The sequence below is a fragment of the Antarctobacter sp. genome (assembly GCF_048262615.1).
Taxonomy (GTDB): Bacteria; Pseudomonadota; Alphaproteobacteria; order Rhodobacterales; family Rhodobacteraceae; genus Antarctobacter.
Genome location: NZ_JBLXFB010000011.1, coordinates 55,160 through 74,231, shown reverse-complemented (window position 1 = coordinate 74,231; position 19,072 = coordinate 55,160). Strand labels below are relative to the sequence as shown.

General features: G+C 61.5%; 15 protein-coding genes. 8 read left to right on the top strand and 7 right to left on the bottom strand.

Going from position 1 to position 19,072, the window contains the following annotated elements; genetic code table 11:
• Positions 1–5: 5 nt before the first annotated feature.
• The 3 genes from ACN0S5_RS13605 to ACN0S5_RS13595 form a co-directional block, all read right to left on the bottom strand.
• Positions 6–1,526 carry a sugar ABC transporter ATP-binding protein gene (locus tag ACN0S5_RS13605; protein WP_417209063.1) on the bottom strand — a complete coding sequence of 507 codons (1,521 nt, stop codon included), beginning with the start codon at positions 1,524–1,526 and terminating at the stop codon, positions 6–8.
• Positions 1,527–1,594: 68 nt separating this feature from the next.
• A complete protein-coding gene (gene rhaS / locus ACN0S5_RS13600) occupies positions 1,595–2,596 on the bottom strand; it encodes a rhamnose ABC transporter substrate-binding protein (RefSeq protein ID WP_417209060.1) in 1,002 nt (333 codons plus the stop codon).
• Between the two features lie 38 nt (positions 2,597–2,634).
• The gene (locus tag ACN0S5_RS13595) at positions 2,635–3,441 is read right to left on the bottom strand and encodes a DeoR/GlpR family DNA-binding transcription regulator (RefSeq protein ID WP_417209058.1); all 807 of its coding nucleotides are present in this window, start codon (positions 3,439–3,441) and stop codon (positions 2,635–2,637) included.
• Positions 3,442–3,628: 187 nt separating this feature from the next.
• On the opposite strand from ACN0S5_RS13595, the gene ACN0S5_RS13590 reads away from it, so the two are divergent.
• From ACN0S5_RS13590 to ACN0S5_RS13575, 4 genes are all read left to right on the top strand, one after another.
• On the top strand, positions 3,629–5,731 hold the full coding sequence (locus ACN0S5_RS13590) for a bifunctional rhamnulose-1-phosphate aldolase/short-chain dehydrogenase (protein ID WP_417209056.1): 2,103 nt from the start codon (positions 3,629–3,631) through the stop codon (positions 5,729–5,731).
• A gap of 52 nt (positions 5,732–5,783) precedes the next feature.
• Positions 5,784–7,025, top strand: coding sequence for an L-rhamnose isomerase (locus ACN0S5_RS13585; RefSeq protein WP_417209054.1), 1,242 nt, complete (start codon positions 5,784–5,786; stop codon positions 7,023–7,025).
• A gap of 357 nt (positions 7,026–7,382) precedes the next feature.
• Positions 7,383–8,210: a phosphogluconate dehydrogenase C-terminal domain-containing protein gene (locus ACN0S5_RS13580; protein ID WP_417209052.1), complete on the top strand. Its 828-nt coding sequence runs from the start codon at positions 7,383–7,385 to the stop codon at positions 8,208–8,210.
• Positions 8,211–8,217: 7 nt separating this feature from the next.
• On the top strand, positions 8,218–9,240 hold the full coding sequence (locus tag ACN0S5_RS13575) for a Gfo/Idh/MocA family protein (RefSeq protein ID WP_417209050.1): 1,023 nt from the start codon (positions 8,218–8,220) through the stop codon (positions 9,238–9,240).
• Positions 9,241–9,371: 131 nt separating this feature from the next.
• On the opposite strand, the gene ACN0S5_RS13570 is transcribed toward ACN0S5_RS13575, so the two are convergent.
• Together ACN0S5_RS13570 and nanR are read right to left on the bottom strand one after the other, a co-directional pair.
• Entirely contained in the window at positions 9,372–11,267 is a 1,896-nt protein-coding gene (locus tag ACN0S5_RS13570; protein ID WP_417209048.1) for a hypothetical protein, read from the bottom strand.
• A gap of 99 nt (positions 11,268–11,366) precedes the next feature.
• Complete coding sequence (gene nanR, locus ACN0S5_RS13565) at positions 11,367–12,107, bottom strand: transcriptional regulator NanR (RefSeq protein ID WP_417209046.1); 741 nt, start codon at positions 12,105–12,107, stop codon at positions 11,367–11,369.
• 135 nt (positions 12,108–12,242) lie between these two features.
• Here nanR and ACN0S5_RS13560 point away from each other — a divergent pair, with 135 nt between their 5' ends.
• On the top strand, positions 12,243–13,598 hold the full coding sequence (locus ACN0S5_RS13560) for a four-carbon acid sugar kinase family protein (protein WP_417209045.1): 1,356 nt from the start codon (positions 12,243–12,245) through the stop codon (positions 13,596–13,598).
• Complete coding sequence (locus ACN0S5_RS13555) at positions 13,595–14,851, top strand: ribulose-bisphosphate carboxylase large subunit family protein (protein ID WP_417209044.1); 1,257 nt, start codon at positions 13,595–13,597, stop codon at positions 14,849–14,851. Before ACN0S5_RS13560 ends, ACN0S5_RS13555 begins: the two co-directional genes overlap by 4 nt.
• An 80-nt stretch (positions 14,852–14,931) precedes the next feature.
• Here the strand turns inward: ACN0S5_RS13555 and ACN0S5_RS13550 are convergent, their stop codons facing one another.
• The gene (locus ACN0S5_RS13550) at positions 14,932–15,762 is read right to left on the bottom strand and encodes a GNAT family N-acetyltransferase (RefSeq protein ID WP_417209042.1); all 831 of its coding nucleotides are present in this window, start codon (positions 15,760–15,762) and stop codon (positions 14,932–14,934) included.
• Positions 15,759–16,445: a GntR family transcriptional regulator gene (locus ACN0S5_RS13545; RefSeq protein WP_417209040.1), complete on the bottom strand. Its 687-nt coding sequence runs from the start codon at positions 16,443–16,445 to the stop codon at positions 15,759–15,761. Before ACN0S5_RS13545 ends, ACN0S5_RS13550 begins: the two co-directional genes overlap by 4 nt.
• A 245-nt stretch (positions 16,446–16,690) precedes the next feature.
• Between ACN0S5_RS13545 and ACN0S5_RS13540 the strand changes: the two genes are divergently transcribed.
• Complete coding sequence (locus ACN0S5_RS13540; protein WP_417209038.1) at positions 16,691–17,665, top strand: ABC transporter ATP-binding protein; 975 nt, start codon at positions 16,691–16,693, stop codon at positions 17,663–17,665.
• Between the two features lie 51 nt (positions 17,666–17,716).
• Positions 17,717–18,988: an ABC transporter substrate-binding protein gene (locus ACN0S5_RS13535; RefSeq protein WP_417209037.1), complete on the top strand. Its 1,272-nt coding sequence runs from the start codon at positions 17,717–17,719 to the stop codon at positions 18,986–18,988.
• Positions 18,989–19,072: the final 84 nt, after the last annotated feature.

Below are 19,072 nucleotides of genomic sequence, written 5' to 3'. Positions count from 1 at the left end.
GGTCCTCAGATTCCGGCCGCGTGACGGACAAGGGTTTCGGGGGTCAGGTCGTCGCCCGCCAGTTCGGCGGCGATGCGGCCTTCGCGCATGACGATCACCCGGTCGGACATGCCAAGGATTTCCGGGATCTCAGAGCTGACCATGATCACGGCCAGACCCTGCGCGGCCAGTTCGGCCATGAACTCATGCACCGCCGCCTTTGATCCGATGTCGATGCCCTTGGTCGGTTCATCGAGGATGATCACCTTGGGCTGGGTCGCCAGCCATTTGGCAATCACCACCTTTTGCTGGTTGCCGCCGGACAGATTGCCGACCTCGGTATCCAGTGACGCCGCGCGCAGGTCCAGCCGCCGGGTGTATTCCCGTGCAAGGCTGAATTCCTCCGCCAAACGCAGGAACCCCTTGTGCGAGGTGCGGCCCAGCGACGGCAAGGTGACGTTCTGAAAAATCGGCAGCGCGGTGATCGCCCCTTGTTTGCCGCGATCCTCGGGGACGTAGACAACCCCGTGATTGATGGCGTCGGCTGGCGACCGGATGATGCGGATCTCGCCGTCGATCTTGGTCACGCCTTTCGACGGTTTGGTGATGCCGAACAGGGCTTGCATGAACTCGGACCGGCCTGCGCCGACCAGTCCGTAAAAGCCAAGGATTTCACCCCGGCGCAGGGTAAAGCCGATGTCGGCAAATTCCGTCGGGTGATCGTAGCCGACAACCTGAAGCACCTCGTCGCCGATATGGCTCTGACGCACGGGAAAGACCTGAGAGACATCGCGGCCAACCATCATCTTGACCAGTTCGGCCTCTGTCACATCGGAAATCAGCCCGTCGCCGACAAACTGACCATCGCGGAAGACGGTATAACGGTCGGCGATGCGGAAGATCTCATCGAACTTGTGGCTGATGAACAGGATCGCTTTTCCTTGCGCCTTCAGCGTCTCCACCAATTCGTAGAGTTCCTGAATCTCCTTATGGGACAAGGCTGCGGTGGGTTCGTCCATGATCACCACACGGGCGTCGATGGACAGGGCGCGGGCAATTGCGACCAGATGTTTGTTGGCAATGCCCAGATCGCGCAAACGATGGCCCGGATCGATCTCGGCACCGATGCTGCCGAGGATTTCCAATGCCCGCCGCTGCATCGTCTTCCAGTCGATCAGACCAAGCGCGTTGCGCGGCGCATGGCCAAGAAAGATGTTCTCGGCCACGGTGAGTTCGTCGAACAGGACGGTTTCCTGATGGATTGCGGTGATGCCCGCCTTGGCCGCGTCCTGCGAGTTTGCAAATCGCGTGGCCAGGCCATCGAGCAGGATGTCACCGCCGTCAGGCTGGTAGATACCTGTCAGCGTCTTGACCACCGTCGACTTGCCTGCGCCGTTCTCACCGACCAGCGCCGTGACCTGACCGGGGTAAAGCCGCAGCGACACACCGTCGAGCGCCTTGACTCCGGGAAAGGTCTTGGTGATCCCGTCGAGTGCAAGAATGGGGGCCGTCCGGTTGGCGGCATCTGTCTGGGTTTGCATGAGCATGTCGGCAATCTGTTTTCGGGGCCCCGGCACGTCAAAGCGCCGGGGCCGAAGGACATCGGATCAGACGATCAGAAGATCGATTTGAAGTCGTCGATGTTCGAGCTGTCGTAGACAAAGGGATCGGCCATCGCGCCCTCGTTGTTTTCGTCCAGCGTGACGGTGCCCATGCGGCCCATCGGGATCTCGGCACCCGGCTCTGCCTTGGCGGCATCGGTGGCAAGGGCGTGGGCGATCATCGTCGCCGAATACCCCAGATCGATCGGGTTCCAGATGGCAAAGGACTTGGACGCGCCGCTGTCGATGGCCCCCGCCATTTCCGAAGGCAGGCCAAGGCCGGTCACGTTGACCTGTCCCACCTTGCCGGCGTCCACGACGGCCTGTGCGGCCGCCACGATGCCCACGCTGGTCGGCGCGATGATCGCGTCGAGGTCAGGGTACTTTTGCATCAGCCCCTGCGCCTCGCGGTAGGACTTGTCAGCCAGATCGTCGCCGTAGACCGTCGTCACCACCTCGATGCCGGGATAGTTGCCCATGACCTTTTCCATCTCGGAGATCCAGATGTTCTGGTTGGTCGAGGTGGTGGTGGCCGACAACAGGGCTACCTGTCCGCCATCGGGCAGGTGATCGGCGGCCAGCTTGATGATCATGTTGCCGATCAGCGGGTTGGACGAGGGGTTGAGGTGCATCTGGCGGCCTTCGGGAGCCACACCTGAATCCCATGAGATCACGGTGATGCCGCGCTGCATGGCCTTTTTCAGGGCCGGAACCAGCGCGTCGGTGTCATTGGCCGAAACCGCGATGGCGTCGACTCGTTGCGCGATCAGGGAGTTGATGACCTCGATCTGCTCTTCGGCGGTGGTTCCGGTCGGTCCGGTGTAGATAATCTCGACCCCGCCCAATTCTGCGGCAGCCTCTTCGGCGCCTTTATGAGCGGCCTCGAAGAAGCCGATGCCAAGGGCCTTGACCACAAGCGCGATGCGCATGTTGTCCTGCGCCATGGCGCTGGTGCCCATGAGGCTGGCGGCAAGGCTTGCCCCGGCGAGAAGCTTGGTAAAGTTGCGACGGATCATGGTGTCCTCCCTAAGATCACGTTTCGTGTTGAGGTCAGCTATGTGGCTGCCTCGCCCTCCTGCTGGACCGCGCCGGACTGGGCGACGATCAGCGTTACGTCCGCGGCCTCAAGCATGGCGGCGGCCTTGTCCGTGATCCCCTCGTCGGTGATCACGGTATCAATGCGGTCCAGTGGGCAAAGCACCAGACTTGACCGGTTTTCGAATTTTGAACTGTCGACAAGAACCACCAGTTCGTCGGCTTGACCGATCAGCTTTTGCTCGGCCTGGATCAGCAGCGGATCGGCCTCCATCAAACCGATCGGTCCCAGCCCCTGCGCGCCCATGAACATGCGGCGGGCATAGAAATTCCGCGTCACGTCATTGTCGAAGGGGGACAGGATGATGTTCTGTTCGCGGTAGATCACCCCGCCGGACAGCATGACAGTGTTCTTGGAATGCTTCAGCAGGTGCTCGGCGATGGGGAACGAGTTGGTAAAGACCTGACACCGGCGCGAGGCCAGCGGATGCACCATCTGAAAGGTGGTTGTGCCACCGTTGATGATGATTGAATCGCCATCCGAACACAGATCGACGGCGGCGCGGGCAATCGCCTGTTTTTCGCGGCTGTGCATGGTTTCGCTGACGGAAAAGGGGCGACCGGCAAGGCCCACAAATTGCGGCGGGCTGATGGCCTCTGCGCCACCGCGCACCCGGCGCAGCTTTTTCTGGGTGTCCAGAGATGCGATGTCGCGGCGGATCGTGGCCTCGGACGCATCGGTCAGATTGCACAGGTCGATCACGGTCACGACCGGCCTGTCCTGTACGGCAGACAGAATGATCCTGTGGCGCTCTTTCTCGTGCATCTGGTCCTCCCTTGCCGATGACACTGGCCAGATTCGCCGCTTCTGTCAATCAATTTTGATCACAACCAATCATTCTGCGGCGCAGCATGATTGGTTGTGATTGTTTTAGATTGACATTGCGCCGCACCCGGCGCAATTTCCCGGCAACAATCTATCGCGGGCGCCAGGCGCCAAATGGGAGGACGCCATGTTGAAAACCACAGAAAATCAGCTTCTTGAGAACCGCTGGGATCAAAGCAAAGCGCAGAACATGACCGAGTCGGAGCTGCTGCTTTATCGCTCCAACATTCTGGGGTCCGACAAGCGGGTGACCAATTACGGTGGCGGCAACACGTCAGCCAAGGTGATGGAGGTCGACCCCCTGACCGGCGAGCAGGTCGAGGTGCTTTGGGTCAAGGGGTCGGGCGGCGACATCGGCTCGATCACGATGGACGGGTTTGCAACGCTCTACATGGACAAGTTGCAGGCGCTGAAAGGTCTGTATCGCGGGGTCGCGTTCGAAGACGAAATGGTCGCCTATCTGCCCCATTGCACTTACAAGCTGAACCCGCGCGCTGCCTCTATCGACACGCCGTTGCACGCCTATGTGCCGCGCAAGCATGTCGATCACGTTCATGCCGACGCAATCATCGCCATTGCGGCGTCGAAGAATTCCAAAGACCTGACGCAAGAGGTGTTTGGCGACAAGATCGGCTGGCTGCCGTGGAAAAAGCCGGGCTACGAACTGGGGCTGTGGCTGGAGAAATTCTGTCTCGAAAACCCCGATGCCGATGGCGTCGTGCTGGAAAGCCACGGGCTGTTCACCTGGGGTGACACGGCAAAGTCCTGCTATGACAAGACCATTGAGGTGATCAATACCGCCACCAAATGGCTGACGGAAAAGACCGAAGGCGTCGCGGCCTTTGGCGGCGCGATGCACCAGAGCCTGCCGACCGCCGAACGCCGGGCGGTTGCCGCACGGTTGATGCCCGCCATTCGCGGATTCGTGTCCGGCAACCAGCACATGGTCGGCCATTTCAACGACAGCGAGGCGGTGCTGGAATTCGTCAATGCCAAGGGGATGGAGCCACTGGCCGCGCTGGGCACCTCTTGCCCCGACCATTTTCTGCGCACCAAGATCCGCCCGCTGGTGGTGCGTTTCGACCCGGCGAAAGGCAATCTGGAGGAAGTGCTGGCAGGGTTGCCCGCGCAGATCAACGCCTACCGCGAAGACTACAAGGCCTATTACGACCGCTGCAAACACGACGATTCCCCGGCGCTGCGCGATCCCAACGCGGTGGTCTACCTTGTGCCCGGCGTCGGCATGATCACCTTTGCAAAGGACAAGGCCACGGCGCGGATATCGGGTGAATTCTACGTCAATGCGATCAACGTGATGCGCGGGGCGTCCTCCGTCAGCGCATACACCGGCCTGCCGGAGCAAGAAGCGTTCGACATCGAATACTGGCTCTTGGAAGAGGCCAAGCTGCAACGGATGCCGAAACCGAAATCGCTGGCAGGCCGGGTGGCGCTGATCACCGGCGGGGCAGGCGGCATCGGCGCGGCCACGGCGGAACGCTATCTGGCCGAAGGCGCCTGCGTGATGCTGGCCGATATCGCAGAGGACAGCCTGAAGGCGACCCAAAACGCCATGGCCAAACGGTACGGCAAGGACGTGGTGCGAACGGTCATGATGAACGTCACCGACGAAAACGCCGTTGCCGCCGCATATGCCGAAATGGCGGTCGAATTTGGCGGCGTGGATATCCTTGTCTCCAATGCCGGTATCGCATCGTCGGCCCCGGTCGAGGAAACCACGCTGGCGCTGTGGAACAAGAACATGGAGATCCTGTCGACGGGATATTTCCTTGTCTCGCGCGAAGCGTTCAAGGTGATGCGCGTGCAGGGAATGGGCGGTTCGATTGTCTTTGTCGCCTCCAAGAACGGCCTTGCCGCCAGCCCGAATGCCTCTGCCTATTGCACGGCCAAGGCGTCGGAAATCCATCTGGCGCGTTGTCTGGCGCTCGAAGGGGCCGAAGCGGGCATTCGGGTGAACGTGGTGAACCCTGACGCGGTTTTGCGCGGCTCCAAGATCTGGGAAGGCGAATGGCTGGAACAGCGCGCCGGAACATACGGCACCGACAAGGACGGTCTGGAAGAGATGTACCGCAAGCGGTCGCTGCTGAAACGGTCCGTCTTGCCCGAGGACATCGCCGAGGCGGCTTATTTCTTTGCCGCCGAGACGTCGGCCAAGTCGACCGGCAACATTCTGAACGTCGATGCCGGAAACGTGCAGGCCTTTACGCGCTAAGACAGGGGCGGGCGGTGGGATGCACTCCCATCGCGCCGTAGGGAGGAAGACCATGAACCTTTATGACAGCGCCAAGGCGCAGTTCGCCGATTGGGGTGTCGATACCGAAGCCGCGATTGACGCCCTCAAGACCATCCCGATTTCCATGCATTGCTGGCAGGGCGATGACGTTGTGGGGTTTGAGACATCCACCGGAACCTCGGGCGGCGGCATTCAGGCGACGGGCAATCATCCGGGGCGCGCCCGCACCCCGGACGAGTTGCGCGCCGATCTGGAGTTTGCCTATGCAAACATTCCCGGCAGTCACCGTCTCAACCTGCATGCCATCTACATGGACACGGACGAAACACCGGACCGCGATGAGATCGAGTTCCGCCATTTCGCCCCTTGGGTGGACTGGGCCGCGCAAACCGGTGTCGCGCTGGATTTCAACCCGACCTTTTTTGCACACGCCAAGGCGGACGATAACCTGACCCTTGCGCACCCTGACAAGGGTATCCGCGACTTCTGGATCGAACACGGCCGCCGCTGCCGGGATATCGCGGCGCAGATGGGGGCGGCGCAGGGCAGCCCCTGCCTCAACAACATCTGGGTGCCGGACGGGTTCAAGGACACGCCGATTGACCGCATGGCCGCGCGCGCCCGGCTGCAAGAGTCGCTGGACCAGATGCTGGCCCCGCAGCAGGACCGGGCCATGATGCGCGACGCGGTCGAGAGCAAACTGTTCGGCATCGGGGTAGAGGCCTGTACCGTTGGCAGCCACGAATTCTACTTTGGCTACGCGATCCGCAAAGGCACCCTGCTGTGCCTCGACATGGGGCATTTCCATCCGACAGAGAACATCGCCGACAAACTGTCCGCCTGTGCCTTGTCGCTGGATGAATTGTTGCTGCATGTCTCGCGCCCGATGCGGTGGGACAGCGATCACGTGATCCTGCTGAACGACGATATTCAGGCCATGGCCAATGAACTGGTCAGCGGCGATCTTTTGGGCCGCACGCATATCGGGCTGGATTTCTTCGATGCCACCATCAGCCGCACGGCGGCCTGGGTCATCGGCACCCGGAACATGCAAAAGGCGCTGTTGCGGTCTTTGTTGCTTCCGCTGGATCGGTTGAGGGCCGCCGAAACCGCGCTGGATTTCACGACCCGTTTCGTGGTGACGGAAGAGTTCAAGGATATGCCGTTCGGGGCCATCTGGGATGAATTCTGTCGCCGGATGGATGTGCCCACCGGCCAGAACCTGATCCGTGATCTGGACAGCTATCAAGGCAAGGTCGCGGCGCGCGGGTAAACGGTTTGGACCTGCGTCGCCCCGGATCTTTCGTCAAGGTCGGGGCGCGCATCCTTGGTCCGTGCTAGGCGACCCATCCCGCGCCACCGGTTTCGTCACGGCGCGCAGATATGCCGGTGCGCCTTGTCAGGTCCAATGACTGCTCCGGACAGGGGGGGCGTAGATGCTGCGCCGGGTATCGAGGCCGAAACCGCCCCTCTGAAACGGTTTCTTGACCCGTCGTTTCGGACCGAAAAATCGCGTATTCGCCAGCTACCCCTGCACGTTCTCCGGGTGTCCGGAGCGCGAGAAAGTCTGGTATTGCGCTCGTTCAGTCATGATCATATAGTTATCATACCAGTTGGCGAGGAGATTCTCATGACGAAGGTCGCACTCTTTGGTGCAGGCGGAAAAATGGGTATGCGAAGTGCCCGCAACCTGCTTGATACAGATTTTGACGTTGCGCACGTCGAGATTTCCGAGGCCGGGCAGGCCCGGTTGAAGGACGCATTGGGCAAGACCTGCGTGCCCGCCGAAGACGCGCTCAAAGGCGCTGAGGTTGTTCTACTTGCGGTGCCGGACACAGCGATCAAGGTAGTGTCACATGCGATCATCGATATGGTCGAGCCGGGCGCAATCGTCATCTGTCTGGACGCGGCGGGGCCCTTTGCCGGGCATTTGCCAAAACGCGAAGACGTCACCTATTTCATCACCCACCCTTGCCATCCGCCGATCTTCAACGACGAGGACACCGCCGAGGGCCGCAATGACCACTTTGGCGGCATTGCCGCAAAACAGGGCATCGTCAACGCGCTGATGCAGGGGCCGGATGAACACTATGCGCTTGGCGAAAAGGTGGGCAAGGCGATCTATGCGCCGGTTGTGCGGTCGCATCGCGTCACGGTCGACCAACTGGCGCTGCTGGAACCGGGTCTTTCCGAAACCGTCTGTGCGTCGCTGCTGTATGTGATGAAAGAGGCGATGGACGAAGTTGTCGCCCGCGGCGTGCCGGAAGAGGCTGCCCGCGATTTCCTGCTGGGTCACATGAATATCCTTGGCGCGGTGACCTTTGGCCATATCGACGGCGTCTTTTCGGATGCCTGCTACAAGGCCATCGAAAACGGCCTGCCGATGCTGATGAAAGATGATTGGAAGCGCGTCTTCGAACCTGACGAAATCGCCGCCAGCATCGAACGGATCACCTGAGCCGACCATGCTGAGGGGCGGGATCATCGGCGCCGGGTTCTTTGCCGGCAACCATTTGAACGGCTGGAACATGGTCGAGGGGGCCAAGATCGTCGCACTGTGCGACACTGACCCCGACCGATTGGCCGGTATGGGCAAGGCCTTTGGCATCAAGGCGCTGTTTTCTGACGCGGCCGCAATGCTGGACAGCGAAGATCTGGATTTCGTTGACATCATCACAACGGTGTCCAGCCATCGTGCCTTGGTCGAACTGGCGATTGGCAAAGGCGTAAATGTCATTTGCCAAAAGCCTTTTGCCGAGACCCTTGAAGATGCCCGTGCCATGGTTCATGCCGCCGATGCGGCGGGTAAGGTTCTGATGGTGCACGAAAACTTCAGGTGGCAGTCGCCCATCCGCGCCGCCATCGACGCCCTGCGGAACAATGCAATCGGCACGCCTTTTTTCTGCCGTGCGGCGTTTCGGTCCGGTTATGATGTCTTCTCGGGGCAGCCTTATCTGGCCAAGGGGCAGCGGTTCATCATCGAGGATCTGGGCATTCACGTTCTGGATGTCGTGCGGGCGCTGATGGGCGATGTCACGCGGGTTGCCGCGCAGACGACGCGGGTCAATCCAAACATCACCGGCGAGGACGTCGCCACCATCCTGCTGACCCACGACAGCGGCATGGCCAGCGTGGTCGATTGTTCCTACGCCACGCGGCGCACGCCAGAGACGTTTCCCGAGACGCTGTTGGAAGTGGATGGCGACAAGGGGTCTTTGTTTCTGAAGTCGGGCTATCGGCTTGAGATCCACACGGACGGATCAATAGAGACCCGCGATGTGTCTCCGCCGCTTTTGGACTGGGCGGAACGCCCGTGGCACAACATTCAGGAAAGCGTCTACATCATACAAAAACACTTCGTCGAGTGTCTGACGCACGGCACCGCCCCGGAAACCTCAGGGGCCGACAACATCAGGACACTAACGCTGGTTGAGGCCGCTTATCGGTCAGCCGCCGAGGGTCAAACGATCGCAACCAGCACGCTGTGACCTCGGCCCGACAGACACGTGCGGGGCGGCAATCCGGGGCGAGACCAGTCTGACCTCTGATTGATCGCCTGCTTTCAACGTCCACAGCGGTTTTCCGACGCACTGTGGCGCGCGACGTCCAGAGTGACGCCTTACCAAATATCCGTTGTGACGAAGGCAATCGAAAAGGGCTGCAACTCCAGATCCGCCTCCTTGGATCGCGTTGCCGTATCCAGCCAGTCAACGGACGTGGTGGCCGCATCAAAGGTTTCCACGTCAAGGCGCAGGATCTTCGCCGCTGTGCCAAACTCCACATGTCGCGCCCTGTCCGTGACATTGGCCAGCATGAAACAAAACGTACCGTCAATTTCTGCGCCATACCCGGCGACACCATCCGGCAATCCGTCCAGCGACACCCTTGGGTGCCCCGCCATACCGCAGGCCGCGCGCACGATGTGGTACAGCGGGTAAACGACCCGGTCTGACTTGTCATAGCCGGCTTGCGGATACTCTGCCGGACTGTACATCAAACCGAATGGCCCCACCGGAGCGCCCAGGCACAGTGCCTGAATAGTGCTGTGTTCCGTCGCCGCCAGAACGCCCACGGCATAGGCGGCCCCGAACAGCCCCCGGTGCCGAGGGTCGATCCGCGCCATGGTGCGCCGCACCTGTGTCGGGTTTTCGGCCACGGCGGCACCGTAGGGGTTTGAGCGCATGCCGATGCTGGCCAAACCCAGCCTGTAAGGCAGACCGTTTGCCAAGGCCGCCGTGCTGTCGAAGATCTGCGGCAGGGTCTCCAGCGTTTCCAGAACCGACATGTCGTCGCCCGCGTGAACAAGCGGCGTCAGCCCGTGTGTGATGTAATCACAGCCTGCAACGTCCGGGCGACAGCGGTTCACTTCGGTGAAATTCGTCAGCATGCCGCCGCCCACAGCGGCTTGGGGAAAGGCGGCGCGTACGGCCCCCAGCATGTCGTTCGGTGCGGGGCCTTCGGGCCACGGTCCGACCGGTTGGTGGCTGGCAAGGTAGGAGGCGCGCAGGGCGATGACACGGTTCGGCGCAAGACCCGCCGACGCGATCTCCGCGGCCACATCGCGCAACCCGTCGTCGACCGGCATGTCGTCCGGCAGGACAATCTCTAGTTCGGTGGCGGGGAAGTCCCTTGCAAACGCGGCAAGTGTGGGCAGATCGGTGTCCCCGGGGGAGGTGCGCAACAGAACGTAAGACACATCGAGTGCGGCGGTGGCAAGCTTTGGCAACCAGCCGGTCTCTACGGCCAGACCTATGTCCAGAGCCTGACGGCTGGAGGTTTCAACCCTCAGGGCGGCCGCTGCGCCGCCAGCCTTCACCGGCACAGCGCTACCGGAGAACGTCATGCGAATAGATTGTCGCGTTGGGTCTGTGATGGTGTACGTGAAGGGATAAACCAGTGGCACACAATAGGTCTTGAAAGAGGCATCGGACCAGTTGCGCTGGTCCTCCATCTCAAAGATTTCGCCGTCAAACATGATTTTGACCGATTGACCGTCATGGCCGTAGCGCAGCCCGGCGATGTCCTTCACCGGTTGGTCGGGCTGGATATGCTTGGGGAACGCTGTGTCCTCCGCGGTTCCATCGGCGTGGGACACATGCAGCGGCGCCCCGGCAATGCCCTTGATCGGATGCAGAACGGTGAACCCCGCGCGATTGGTGGAAAACGGTCCGCCTTTGGGGGTCATCACCAGCTCGGCAGACACCTCGCCCGAGGCGAAAGCGCGGACGCTCAGGTCACAGATCAACCTGCCGTCGCCAACCTCGAACGTCAGATCGGCAGAAAACCCGTCGCTGTCGTCGATGGCCTCGGCGATGAGCCGCGCCGGATAGGTGCCCCAGTTTTCATCGCGGATGGGCCAGGCCAAAGCGCGGACAAGTTCCGTTCCATGCCACGACAGGCGTCGAAGCCCATCCTGCGAATAGAAGAACGTGAGCGGACCAACCGAGACCTGCCGCATCACCTGCGTGGGGTCGTCAATTCCGTAGAGTTTCAAAAGAGTGTCTGCGTTCTCCACCCAAAACCTCCTGAAATGGCGCACGTTCTGTGCTCAATTTGTCAGACTGCCCGGCCGATCGGAACGTACATGCGACATCGCCCGTTGCGAGCGGCAAAGTCAGGACGTGCGGCGCGGCATGAACTTTTCCCGCGAACGATCAAGGTGGCTGCTCATCTCTTCTACGGCACCGTCGGCATCGTTGGCGGCAATGCGCTGGATGATGCGGGCGTGTTCATCCAGCGTGATCTGTTCGTTGTCCGACCAATGCAACAGGGCCGTATGATATTCCTGGAGCCATCGCAGCATGGCGCTGGACGCGGCCGTGATCACCGGATTGCCCAGAATATCCGCGATGCCGGTATGAAACGCCATGTCCGTTTCGACGAAGTTTCGGACATCCAGCTCACGGGTCAGGAACGACTGCTGTTTGGTGAGCAATGAGCGCAGCTTTTCGACATCCTTGTCCGTCGCCCTTTCGGCGGCGGCCCGGACGATCCCAAGTTCGAACATGCGGCGCGCTTCTTTCAGGTGTTCCAGATTGGCGGGCACCGCGTCCAATAGGATGTTCGCGACCATATCGCTTTGGTCCAGCACCAGATTGGCCGACAACTCATTCACCCGGCTACGCTCGCCGTGGCTGATCGTGATCAGCCCTTGGGTGTGCAAAGACTGCAATGCCTCCCGAACAGCCGGTCTGCCAACACTGAACTGCTCCATCAGGGCCCGTTCAGAGGGCATGTAGTCCCCCGGTTTCAGATCGCCGCTGCGGATCATTTCGCGCAGGCGGTCAAGGACTTGCTCAGAGAGCTTCAGCCTGACGATCTTGTCCGTGGGTTTGGGTGGTGTGTCGGTCGACATGTTTCACGGTCCGTCTTTTTTAATGCCAGATCCCCGATCAGAGGACAGGAAGTCAACTCTATAGACCCTAAGCGCCGTTGACCTCGCGATGGTTCGGGTTTAAATCCGAACTGGTATGATGAGGTGATATATAGCATGAGCGATGTATCTGCCAACAGCTTCGACCGACCTTTGGTGGCGTGGCTGGGCGACGATTTCACCGGTGCCGCCGCCGTCATGGAGGTTCTCAGCTTTGCAGGGCTGCGGTCTCTCCTGTATTTGTCGGCCCCCGGACCAGAGGCCTTGGCGGCAAGCAGGGGACTGTCGGGCATCGGCGTTGCAACGCTGGCCCGGACGCGGTCGCCAGCCTGGATGGCCGACAACCTGCCCCCGATCTATGATTTCCTTGATCGGACCCGCGCCGAGTTCATCCACTATAAGATCTGCTCGACGCTCGATTCCTCCCCGTCTGTCGGATCAATTGGCAAGGCCATCGACATTGGGCGTCAGCACTTTGGGGCGGCACCTGTTGCGGTGGTCACGGCGGCCCCGGAAATGCGCCGCTATCAGGCATTCGGGTCGCTTTTTTGTTCCGCCGCCGATGGCGTGTATCGGCTGGACCGGCATCCGGTCATGGCCCATCACCCTGTCACCCCGATGGCAGAGGCGGACGTCGCGCGTCATCTGGCGGCGCAGACGCAGATCCCCACAGGGTGCATCACGCTGGAAGACTTTGCCAAGGGGTGTGCGGATCAGAAATTCTCCGGGGCCCCGGACATCTGGACGGTGGACATGATCTCTGTTGAACAACAGGCCCAGGTCGGTCGGCTGTTGTGGGACCACCGGCATAACAGCCGCTTTGTCGTCGGATCGCAGGGGGTGGAATATGCTCTGGTCTCATACCTGCAGAGCAAAGGCATGATCGATACCCAGCCTGCGCCGCCGGGTCTGGGACGCGACGACCGGTTTGCCGTTGTTTCGGGGTCTGTCTCGCCGACCAGCGCGGCCCAGATATCGTGGGCCCGCAGCAACGGGTTCGCGCCCATTCGCCTCGACGCGGCAAGCCTTTTGGGACGTGACGCCTCCCGCGCCGAGGATCAGGCTTTGGCAGCGGCCAAGGACGCATGCGCCGCCGGAATGCCGCCAATCGTCTTTACCGCAGAGGGGCCCGACGATCCCGCATTGGATCGCGTCCGTAAGGCCGCCGCTGGCGACATGGACCATGCCAACGACCTGATCGGGCGCGCCCTTGGGCGGATCATGCGGGCCTTGGTCGATGATCTGGGCCTGCGCCGTATCGCGGTGTCGGGCGGCGACACCTCTGGCCGGGTCTGCGAGGCGCTTGGCATCTACGCGCTCGAAGCGGTGGCCCCGACGATCCCCGGCGCTGCGATCTGTCGCGCGCGGGCGACCGGGCCGATGGACGGTTTGGAAATTGCCCTGAAGGGCGGACAAATGGGCTCGCCCGATTATTTCGGCTGGGTTCGCGACGGAGGGGGTAAACGCACATGAGCGCAGAACGTTTTGAGGCAACATATGAAATCGAGTCACCTGTCGGTCTGGAACGGGCCGCAGCCGTGGTCGCCGGTGAGCAGTCGACGGGAACGTTCGTGCGTCTTGCCTCGGAAACCGACGAATTGCGCGACCGCGCTGCGGCGCGGGTCGAACATATCGAGGTGACAGGCACCTCGGGGACACCCGCCTTGCCGTGCCGGTTGACGGTTGACACCTATGAGCGGGGACTTGTCCGGCTCAGCTGGCCGGTCGACAATATCGGACCGTCTCTGCCGAACCTCATGGCGACAATCGCCGGCAACCTGTTTGAGCTGGCCGAGATATCGGCCATTCGCCTGATCGGACTGGAGGTGCCAGAACGCTTTGCCGCTGCACTTCCGGGACCGGCCCATGGCATTGAGGGCACCCGTCAACTGATGGGCGTGCCCGAGGGACCAATGATCGGGACCATCATCAAGCCCAGCATCGGCCTGACGGTCGAGGACACCGCCGCGCTTGTCGACACATTGGCCGCGGCCGGTGTCGATTTCATCAAGGACGACGAATTGCAGTCCAGCGGACCCGGCAATACGCTGGAAGACCGGGCAAGGGCTGTTATGGACGTGCTGAACCGCCATGCCGACGCGACGGGGCGCAAGGTGATGTATGCGTTCAATATCACCGGTGAGATTGACGAGATGGCGCAGCGCGCTGACCTGTTGGAGCGTCTTGGCGCGACATGCGCCATGGTCTCGCTCAACTGGGTCGGGCTGAGCGGCATCCGGTTTCTGCGCGACCGGTCAAAGCTTCCGCTTCACGGGCACCGGAACGGATGGGGGTTGATGTCACGGTCGCCGGACATTGGCATTTCATATCCGGTGCAGCAAAAAATCTGGCGAATGGCGGGTGCCGACCATCTGCATGTGAACGGACTGCGCAACAAGTTCACAGAGCCGGACAACCTGGTGAAGGAGGCTGCAAGGGCCGTTCAAACCGCGTTGCCGGGAACGGCCCGGTCTGCCTTGCCGGTCTTTTCATCGGGCCAGACAGTCTGGCAGATGGGCGAATGCGCGGCCTTCCTTGGCAATCAGGATTTTCTGTTCTGCGCAGGGGGCGGCATCATGAGCCATCCCGATGGACCGGGCGCTGGCGTGACATCTCTGCGACAGGCGGCAGACGCGGCACGGGCCGGAATCCCGGTGCAGGACCATGCGAAGGATCACCCCTTGTTGGCCGCCGCTTTGGCGACCTTTGAACAAGGGCAGCATTGACCGGCGCTGTGTTCTGTCCGGACGTGATATCGGTTTGCGCGGGCGTTGCGGGGTGTCTGCCACGGGGGCCCTTCAGACCCTCAGCCCAGTTCCATTGTGGCAATGGCGTGCAGCGTCTCGCCCACGGTGGGCGGGGTGCCCCGGTACATGCGCGCGGTCGAGAAGGTCTCGACAAAGCCCGCGCCACGTAACACTTCTGTCAAACCGGTGGCATGGTCTGGAACGTCGACGATGACGTCTGTCTGATCAAGGGCTGCGGCGGCCTGTTGCACAAGGCCAAAAGCGTCCTCGACGGACGGGGCCACCACCGGCCCGATCTTGCACCCCTGTCGGCATAGGCGCGCCGTCGCGAACCCCGACATCGCATCCCCACGTCTGAGCAGGATGGTTTTTCGGGTATCGCTTTGGCCTGTCCATGTCTCAAGAAAGCGCCGCCGCGCATATCCGTTTGCGGCATGGTCCAATTTGATAAGCGTCTCTGCATCATTGACCTCGGCGATCGGCACTGACAACCGGGTGGCGGGTAGCGTTCCGCAATACCGACGCGTTCGACCGGTCCGAACGAAGCCCGACTTGGCATAATTGGCCTCTTGCTCGGGCACGCCGTCCAGCCCGACGGTCCGGTTTACCGCCTGCTTCAAGGCATGCCCCCAAAGGGAATAGCCTATTCCCCGGCCACGATACTCTGGGCGGCACAGGTACAGGCCAAGAAAGGCGAAATCGTCTGAATGGGTGACGACTGAAATGGCCGCAGCCAGCGTTCCGTCCACCTCGGCGACGAAAAAGCCGCCGGGATTTGTCGCGTAAAAGGCCTCTGCGTCGTGCAGTCCGGGGTTCCAGCCTTCGGCAGCGGCCCAGTCGAGCATCGTGCGGACCTCGGCCAAAGTGGCGGTGCGATAGGCCGGGATCATCGGTTCAGCGCCTCACGCAGAGAGGTTGGGGGTTGGGTGACATTGCGCAGGTCCAAAGAGGCGACAAGGTCCAGAAGGTGACTTTTCATCAACTGTTCCGCCAGCGCACCATCGCGGGCGGCAAAGGCGTCCAGCAGCGCGTGGTGGGCCTGCGTTTCGCACATCGCCGCGCGCCGCCGCCAGTACAGCGCGATAATCAGCGACGACCGCGAGATGAGTTCGGACACAAAGGCCTCGATGGTGGTCTGGTCGGCGATCCGCGCGATTTCAATGTGAAATTGGCCGGACAGGAACAGCGCCCGGCCATTTTCCCGCGCATCCAGCGCGGCGTGTTCCTGTTCGATGTTTTCCCGCAGCAGGGTGAGGTTGTCCTCGGTCATGCGCTCGGCGGCGGAATGGGCGGTGCGCGGCTCCAGAAGGGCGCGGGCCTCAAAAACCTCGCGCGACTCGCGCACGGACGGCTGCGCGACAAACGCGCCCCGGTTGCGTTTCAGTTCGATCAGATGACGATGCGACAGCGCCAGCAAGGCGGCGCGCACGATGGTGCGGCTGATGCCATAGGCCTCGCCCAGTTCATCCTCGCCCAGTTTTGTGCCGGGGGGCAGGCGGTGTTCATGGATCGCGCGTTCCAGATCGGCGGCGACGGTTTCGCTGGACCAAGGTTTACTGTGGAAACTGTTCATACCGTACTGCCGCCGTTTTCCTGCCGGTCCATCTTTGCGATTCGGCAACGGACGGACAAGGCCGAGCTGACTATCAGCTTCGCATCCATTATTGTATACAGTTTTGGGCGCAATTTTGCACACATAGGCGCCACAATTGCACATTTTCTGCCCGAAGCAGGTCTTTGGCGGTGCGCAAGCCGGAAAAACCTGCCCCGCGCGCAATCCTGATCCCATCCTGATCCCAACAATCTGATGAGGACGGCATGCGGACGGGATACGATCTGGAACTGGTTCACGTGACCAAACGCTATGGCAATACGATTGCCGTGCGCGATTTGAACCATGTGTTCGCACCGGGCAGCTATGTCTGTCTGCTGGGGCCGTCGGGCTGTGGCAAGTCATCGACCCTGCGGATGATCGCCGGGCATGAAGAGGTCAGCGAAGGCTCGATCCTGCTGGATGGCCATGACGTGTCCAACCTGCCGCCAGCGCAGCGTGGCACGGCGATGATGTTCCAGAATTACGCCCTGTTCCCGCACCTGTCGGTGCGCGACAACGTGGCGTTTTCGCTGCGCATGAAAGGCATGGACAAGGGCGCGCGCCACAAGAAGGCGGATGAACTGCTGGAACTGGTGGACATGACCCAGCTTGCAGACCGTCTTCCGGCGCAACTGTCGGGCGGGCAGCAACAACGGGTGGCATTGGCCCGCGCGCTGGTGACGCAACCCAAGGTCCTGCTGCTGGACGAGCCGCTTTCGGCGCTAGACCCGTTTTTGCGCATCCGCATGCGGTCCGAGCTGAAAAAGCTGCAACGTGAACTGGGCATCACCTTTATCCACGTCACCCACGGACAGGACGAGGCCTTGGCGCTGGCGGATGAAATCGTCGTGATGAACGACGCCGTGATCGAACAGGCTGGCCCCGCGCGAGAGGTCTGGGCCGCGCCGCGCACAGAATTCGTCGCGCGGTTCATCGGCGGCCACAACGTCCTTGCCTTGCCCGAGGGCAAGGTCACGGTGCGCGCGGACGCGGTCAGGCTGGCCCCCGATGGAATGCCTGCGACGGTTGTTGCGGTCGAATATCAGGGCGCGTCGGTTGCGGTCACGACCAGGACCGACAGCGGTGACGAGGTGCTGGCCCTGCTGCCCGAGGACCAGTTTTTCGCCTCCCCAAAATCCCCCGGCGAAGCGGTCACGCTGCGTTGGGACGAGGGGCGGCTGCACCGCCTCATGGCCTGAACGGCCACGTTCCCCCCAAATCCAGACGGTTCAACAGAGAGGACTGATATCATGTCGAAACCCAAGGTCGGATATTCCCGCCGTGCGATGCTCAAGGCCGGGGGCGCGGCTTTGGCCGCTTCTGCCCTGCCAGCCCCGATGCTTTGGGCGCAGGACACCAAGGACATTGTTCTGCGTCAGTTCGGCACCGGGGTGTCGAACCTGAACGACGTGGCCAAGAAAGTGAAAGAGGATCTTGGCTTTACGCTGGAAATGACCGCGCTGGACAGCGACAGCGTCACCCAGCGCGCCGCCACCCAGCCCGACAGCTTTGACATTGCGGACATCGAATACTGGATCTGCAAAAAGGTCTGGCCGACCGGCAATCTACAGGCCATGGATGTGTCGAAGATCGCCAACTACGACAAGATCGTCGGCATCTTCAAATCCGGCAAGCTGACCCCGGACAGCGTGATCGCACAGGGCACCGCGCCGCATACCGTGGGTTTTGTGCCCGAGCAGGGGGCCAAGACCTTTGCCGATGAGCAGACCAACTGGATGACGCTGATCCCGACGATCTACAACGCAGATACGCTGGGCATCCGCCCCGACCTGATCGGCCGCCCGATCGAGACTTGGGCCGAACTGCTGAACCCCGAGTTCAAGGGCAAGGCCTCGATCCTCGATATTTCCTCAATCGGCATCATGGACATGGCCATGGTCTGCGAGGCGATGGGTGAGATCCAGTATGGCGACAAGGGCAATATGACCCGCGACGAGATCGACAAGACCATGGCGATCTTCACCGAGGCCAAACAGAACGGCCAGTTCCGCGCCTTCTGGAAAACATTCGACGAGTCGGTGAACCTGATGGCAAGCGGAGAGGTGGTGATCCAATCCATGTGGTCGCCTGCCATCACTGCCGTCAAATCACGCGGCATTCCTTGCGTCTACCAACCCCTGAAAGAGGGCTACCGCTCATGGGGCGGCGGCATCGGCCTGTCCTCGTCCCTGACGGGAATCGAGCTGGACGCCGCTTATGAGTACATCAACTGGTATCTCTCTGGCTGGGTCGGCGGCTACCTGATGCGTCAGGGCTACTATTCGGCTGTGCCGGAAACCTCCAAGGACTTCATGTCAGAAAACGAGTGGGGCTACTGGTTCGAGGGCAAGCCTGCCACCGGCGACATCACCTCGCCCGGCGGCGACGTGCTGGCCTCGGCCGGGGATGTCCGCGATGGCGGGTCGTTCGAGGACCGCATGGGCGCTGTGGCCTGCTGGAACGCGGTCATGGACGAGAACCAGTACATGGTTCGCAAGTGGAACGAGTTCATCGCAGCCTGATACCCGTTGCCTCGCGTCTTGCGAGGCGTCCCGGTGCGGGGGGAACTCTCTCCCCGCACCTCGAAAAGCCCGAAATGTAGCGCG

Coding starts and splice junctions, on each gene's coding strand:
- ACN0S5_RS13605 (WP_417209063.1), bottom strand. CDS start 1,526: ATGCTCATGCAAACCCAGACAGATGCCGCCAACCGGACGGCCCCCATT.
- rhaS (WP_417209060.1), bottom strand. CDS start 2,596: ATGATCCGTCGCAACTTTACCAAGCTTCTCGCCGGGGCAAGCCTTGCC.
- ACN0S5_RS13595 (WP_417209058.1), bottom strand. CDS start 3,441: ATGCACGAGAAAGAGCGCCACAGGATCATTCTGTCTGCCGTACAGGAC.
- ACN0S5_RS13590 (WP_417209056.1), top strand. CDS start 3,629: ATGTTGAAAACCACAGAAAATCAGCTTCTTGAGAACCGCTGGGATCAA.
- ACN0S5_RS13585 (WP_417209054.1), top strand. CDS start 5,784: ATGAACCTTTATGACAGCGCCAAGGCGCAGTTCGCCGATTGGGGTGTC.
- ACN0S5_RS13580 (WP_417209052.1), top strand. CDS start 7,383: ATGACGAAGGTCGCACTCTTTGGTGCAGGCGGAAAAATGGGTATGCGA.
- ACN0S5_RS13575 (WP_417209050.1), top strand. CDS start 8,218: ATGCTGAGGGGCGGGATCATCGGCGCCGGGTTCTTTGCCGGCAACCAT.
- nanR (WP_417209046.1), bottom strand. CDS start 12,107: ATGTCGACCGACACACCACCCAAACCCACGGACAAGATCGTCAGGCTG.
- ACN0S5_RS13560 (WP_417209045.1), top strand. CDS start 12,243: ATGAGCGATGTATCTGCCAACAGCTTCGACCGACCTTTGGTGGCGTGG.
- ACN0S5_RS13555 (WP_417209044.1), top strand. CDS start 13,595: ATGAGCGCAGAACGTTTTGAGGCAACATATGAAATCGAGTCACCTGTC.
- ACN0S5_RS13550 (WP_417209042.1), bottom strand. CDS start 15,762: ATGATCCCGGCCTATCGCACCGCCACTTTGGCCGAGGTCCGCACGATG.
- ACN0S5_RS13545 (WP_417209040.1), bottom strand. CDS start 16,445: ATGAACAGTTTCCACAGTAAACCTTGGTCCAGCGAAACCGTCGCCGCC.
- ACN0S5_RS13540 (WP_417209038.1), top strand. CDS start 16,691: ATGCGGACGGGATACGATCTGGAACTGGTTCACGTGACCAAACGCTAT.
- ACN0S5_RS13535 (WP_417209037.1), top strand. CDS start 17,717: ATGTCGAAACCCAAGGTCGGATATTCCCGCCGTGCGATGCTCAAGGCC.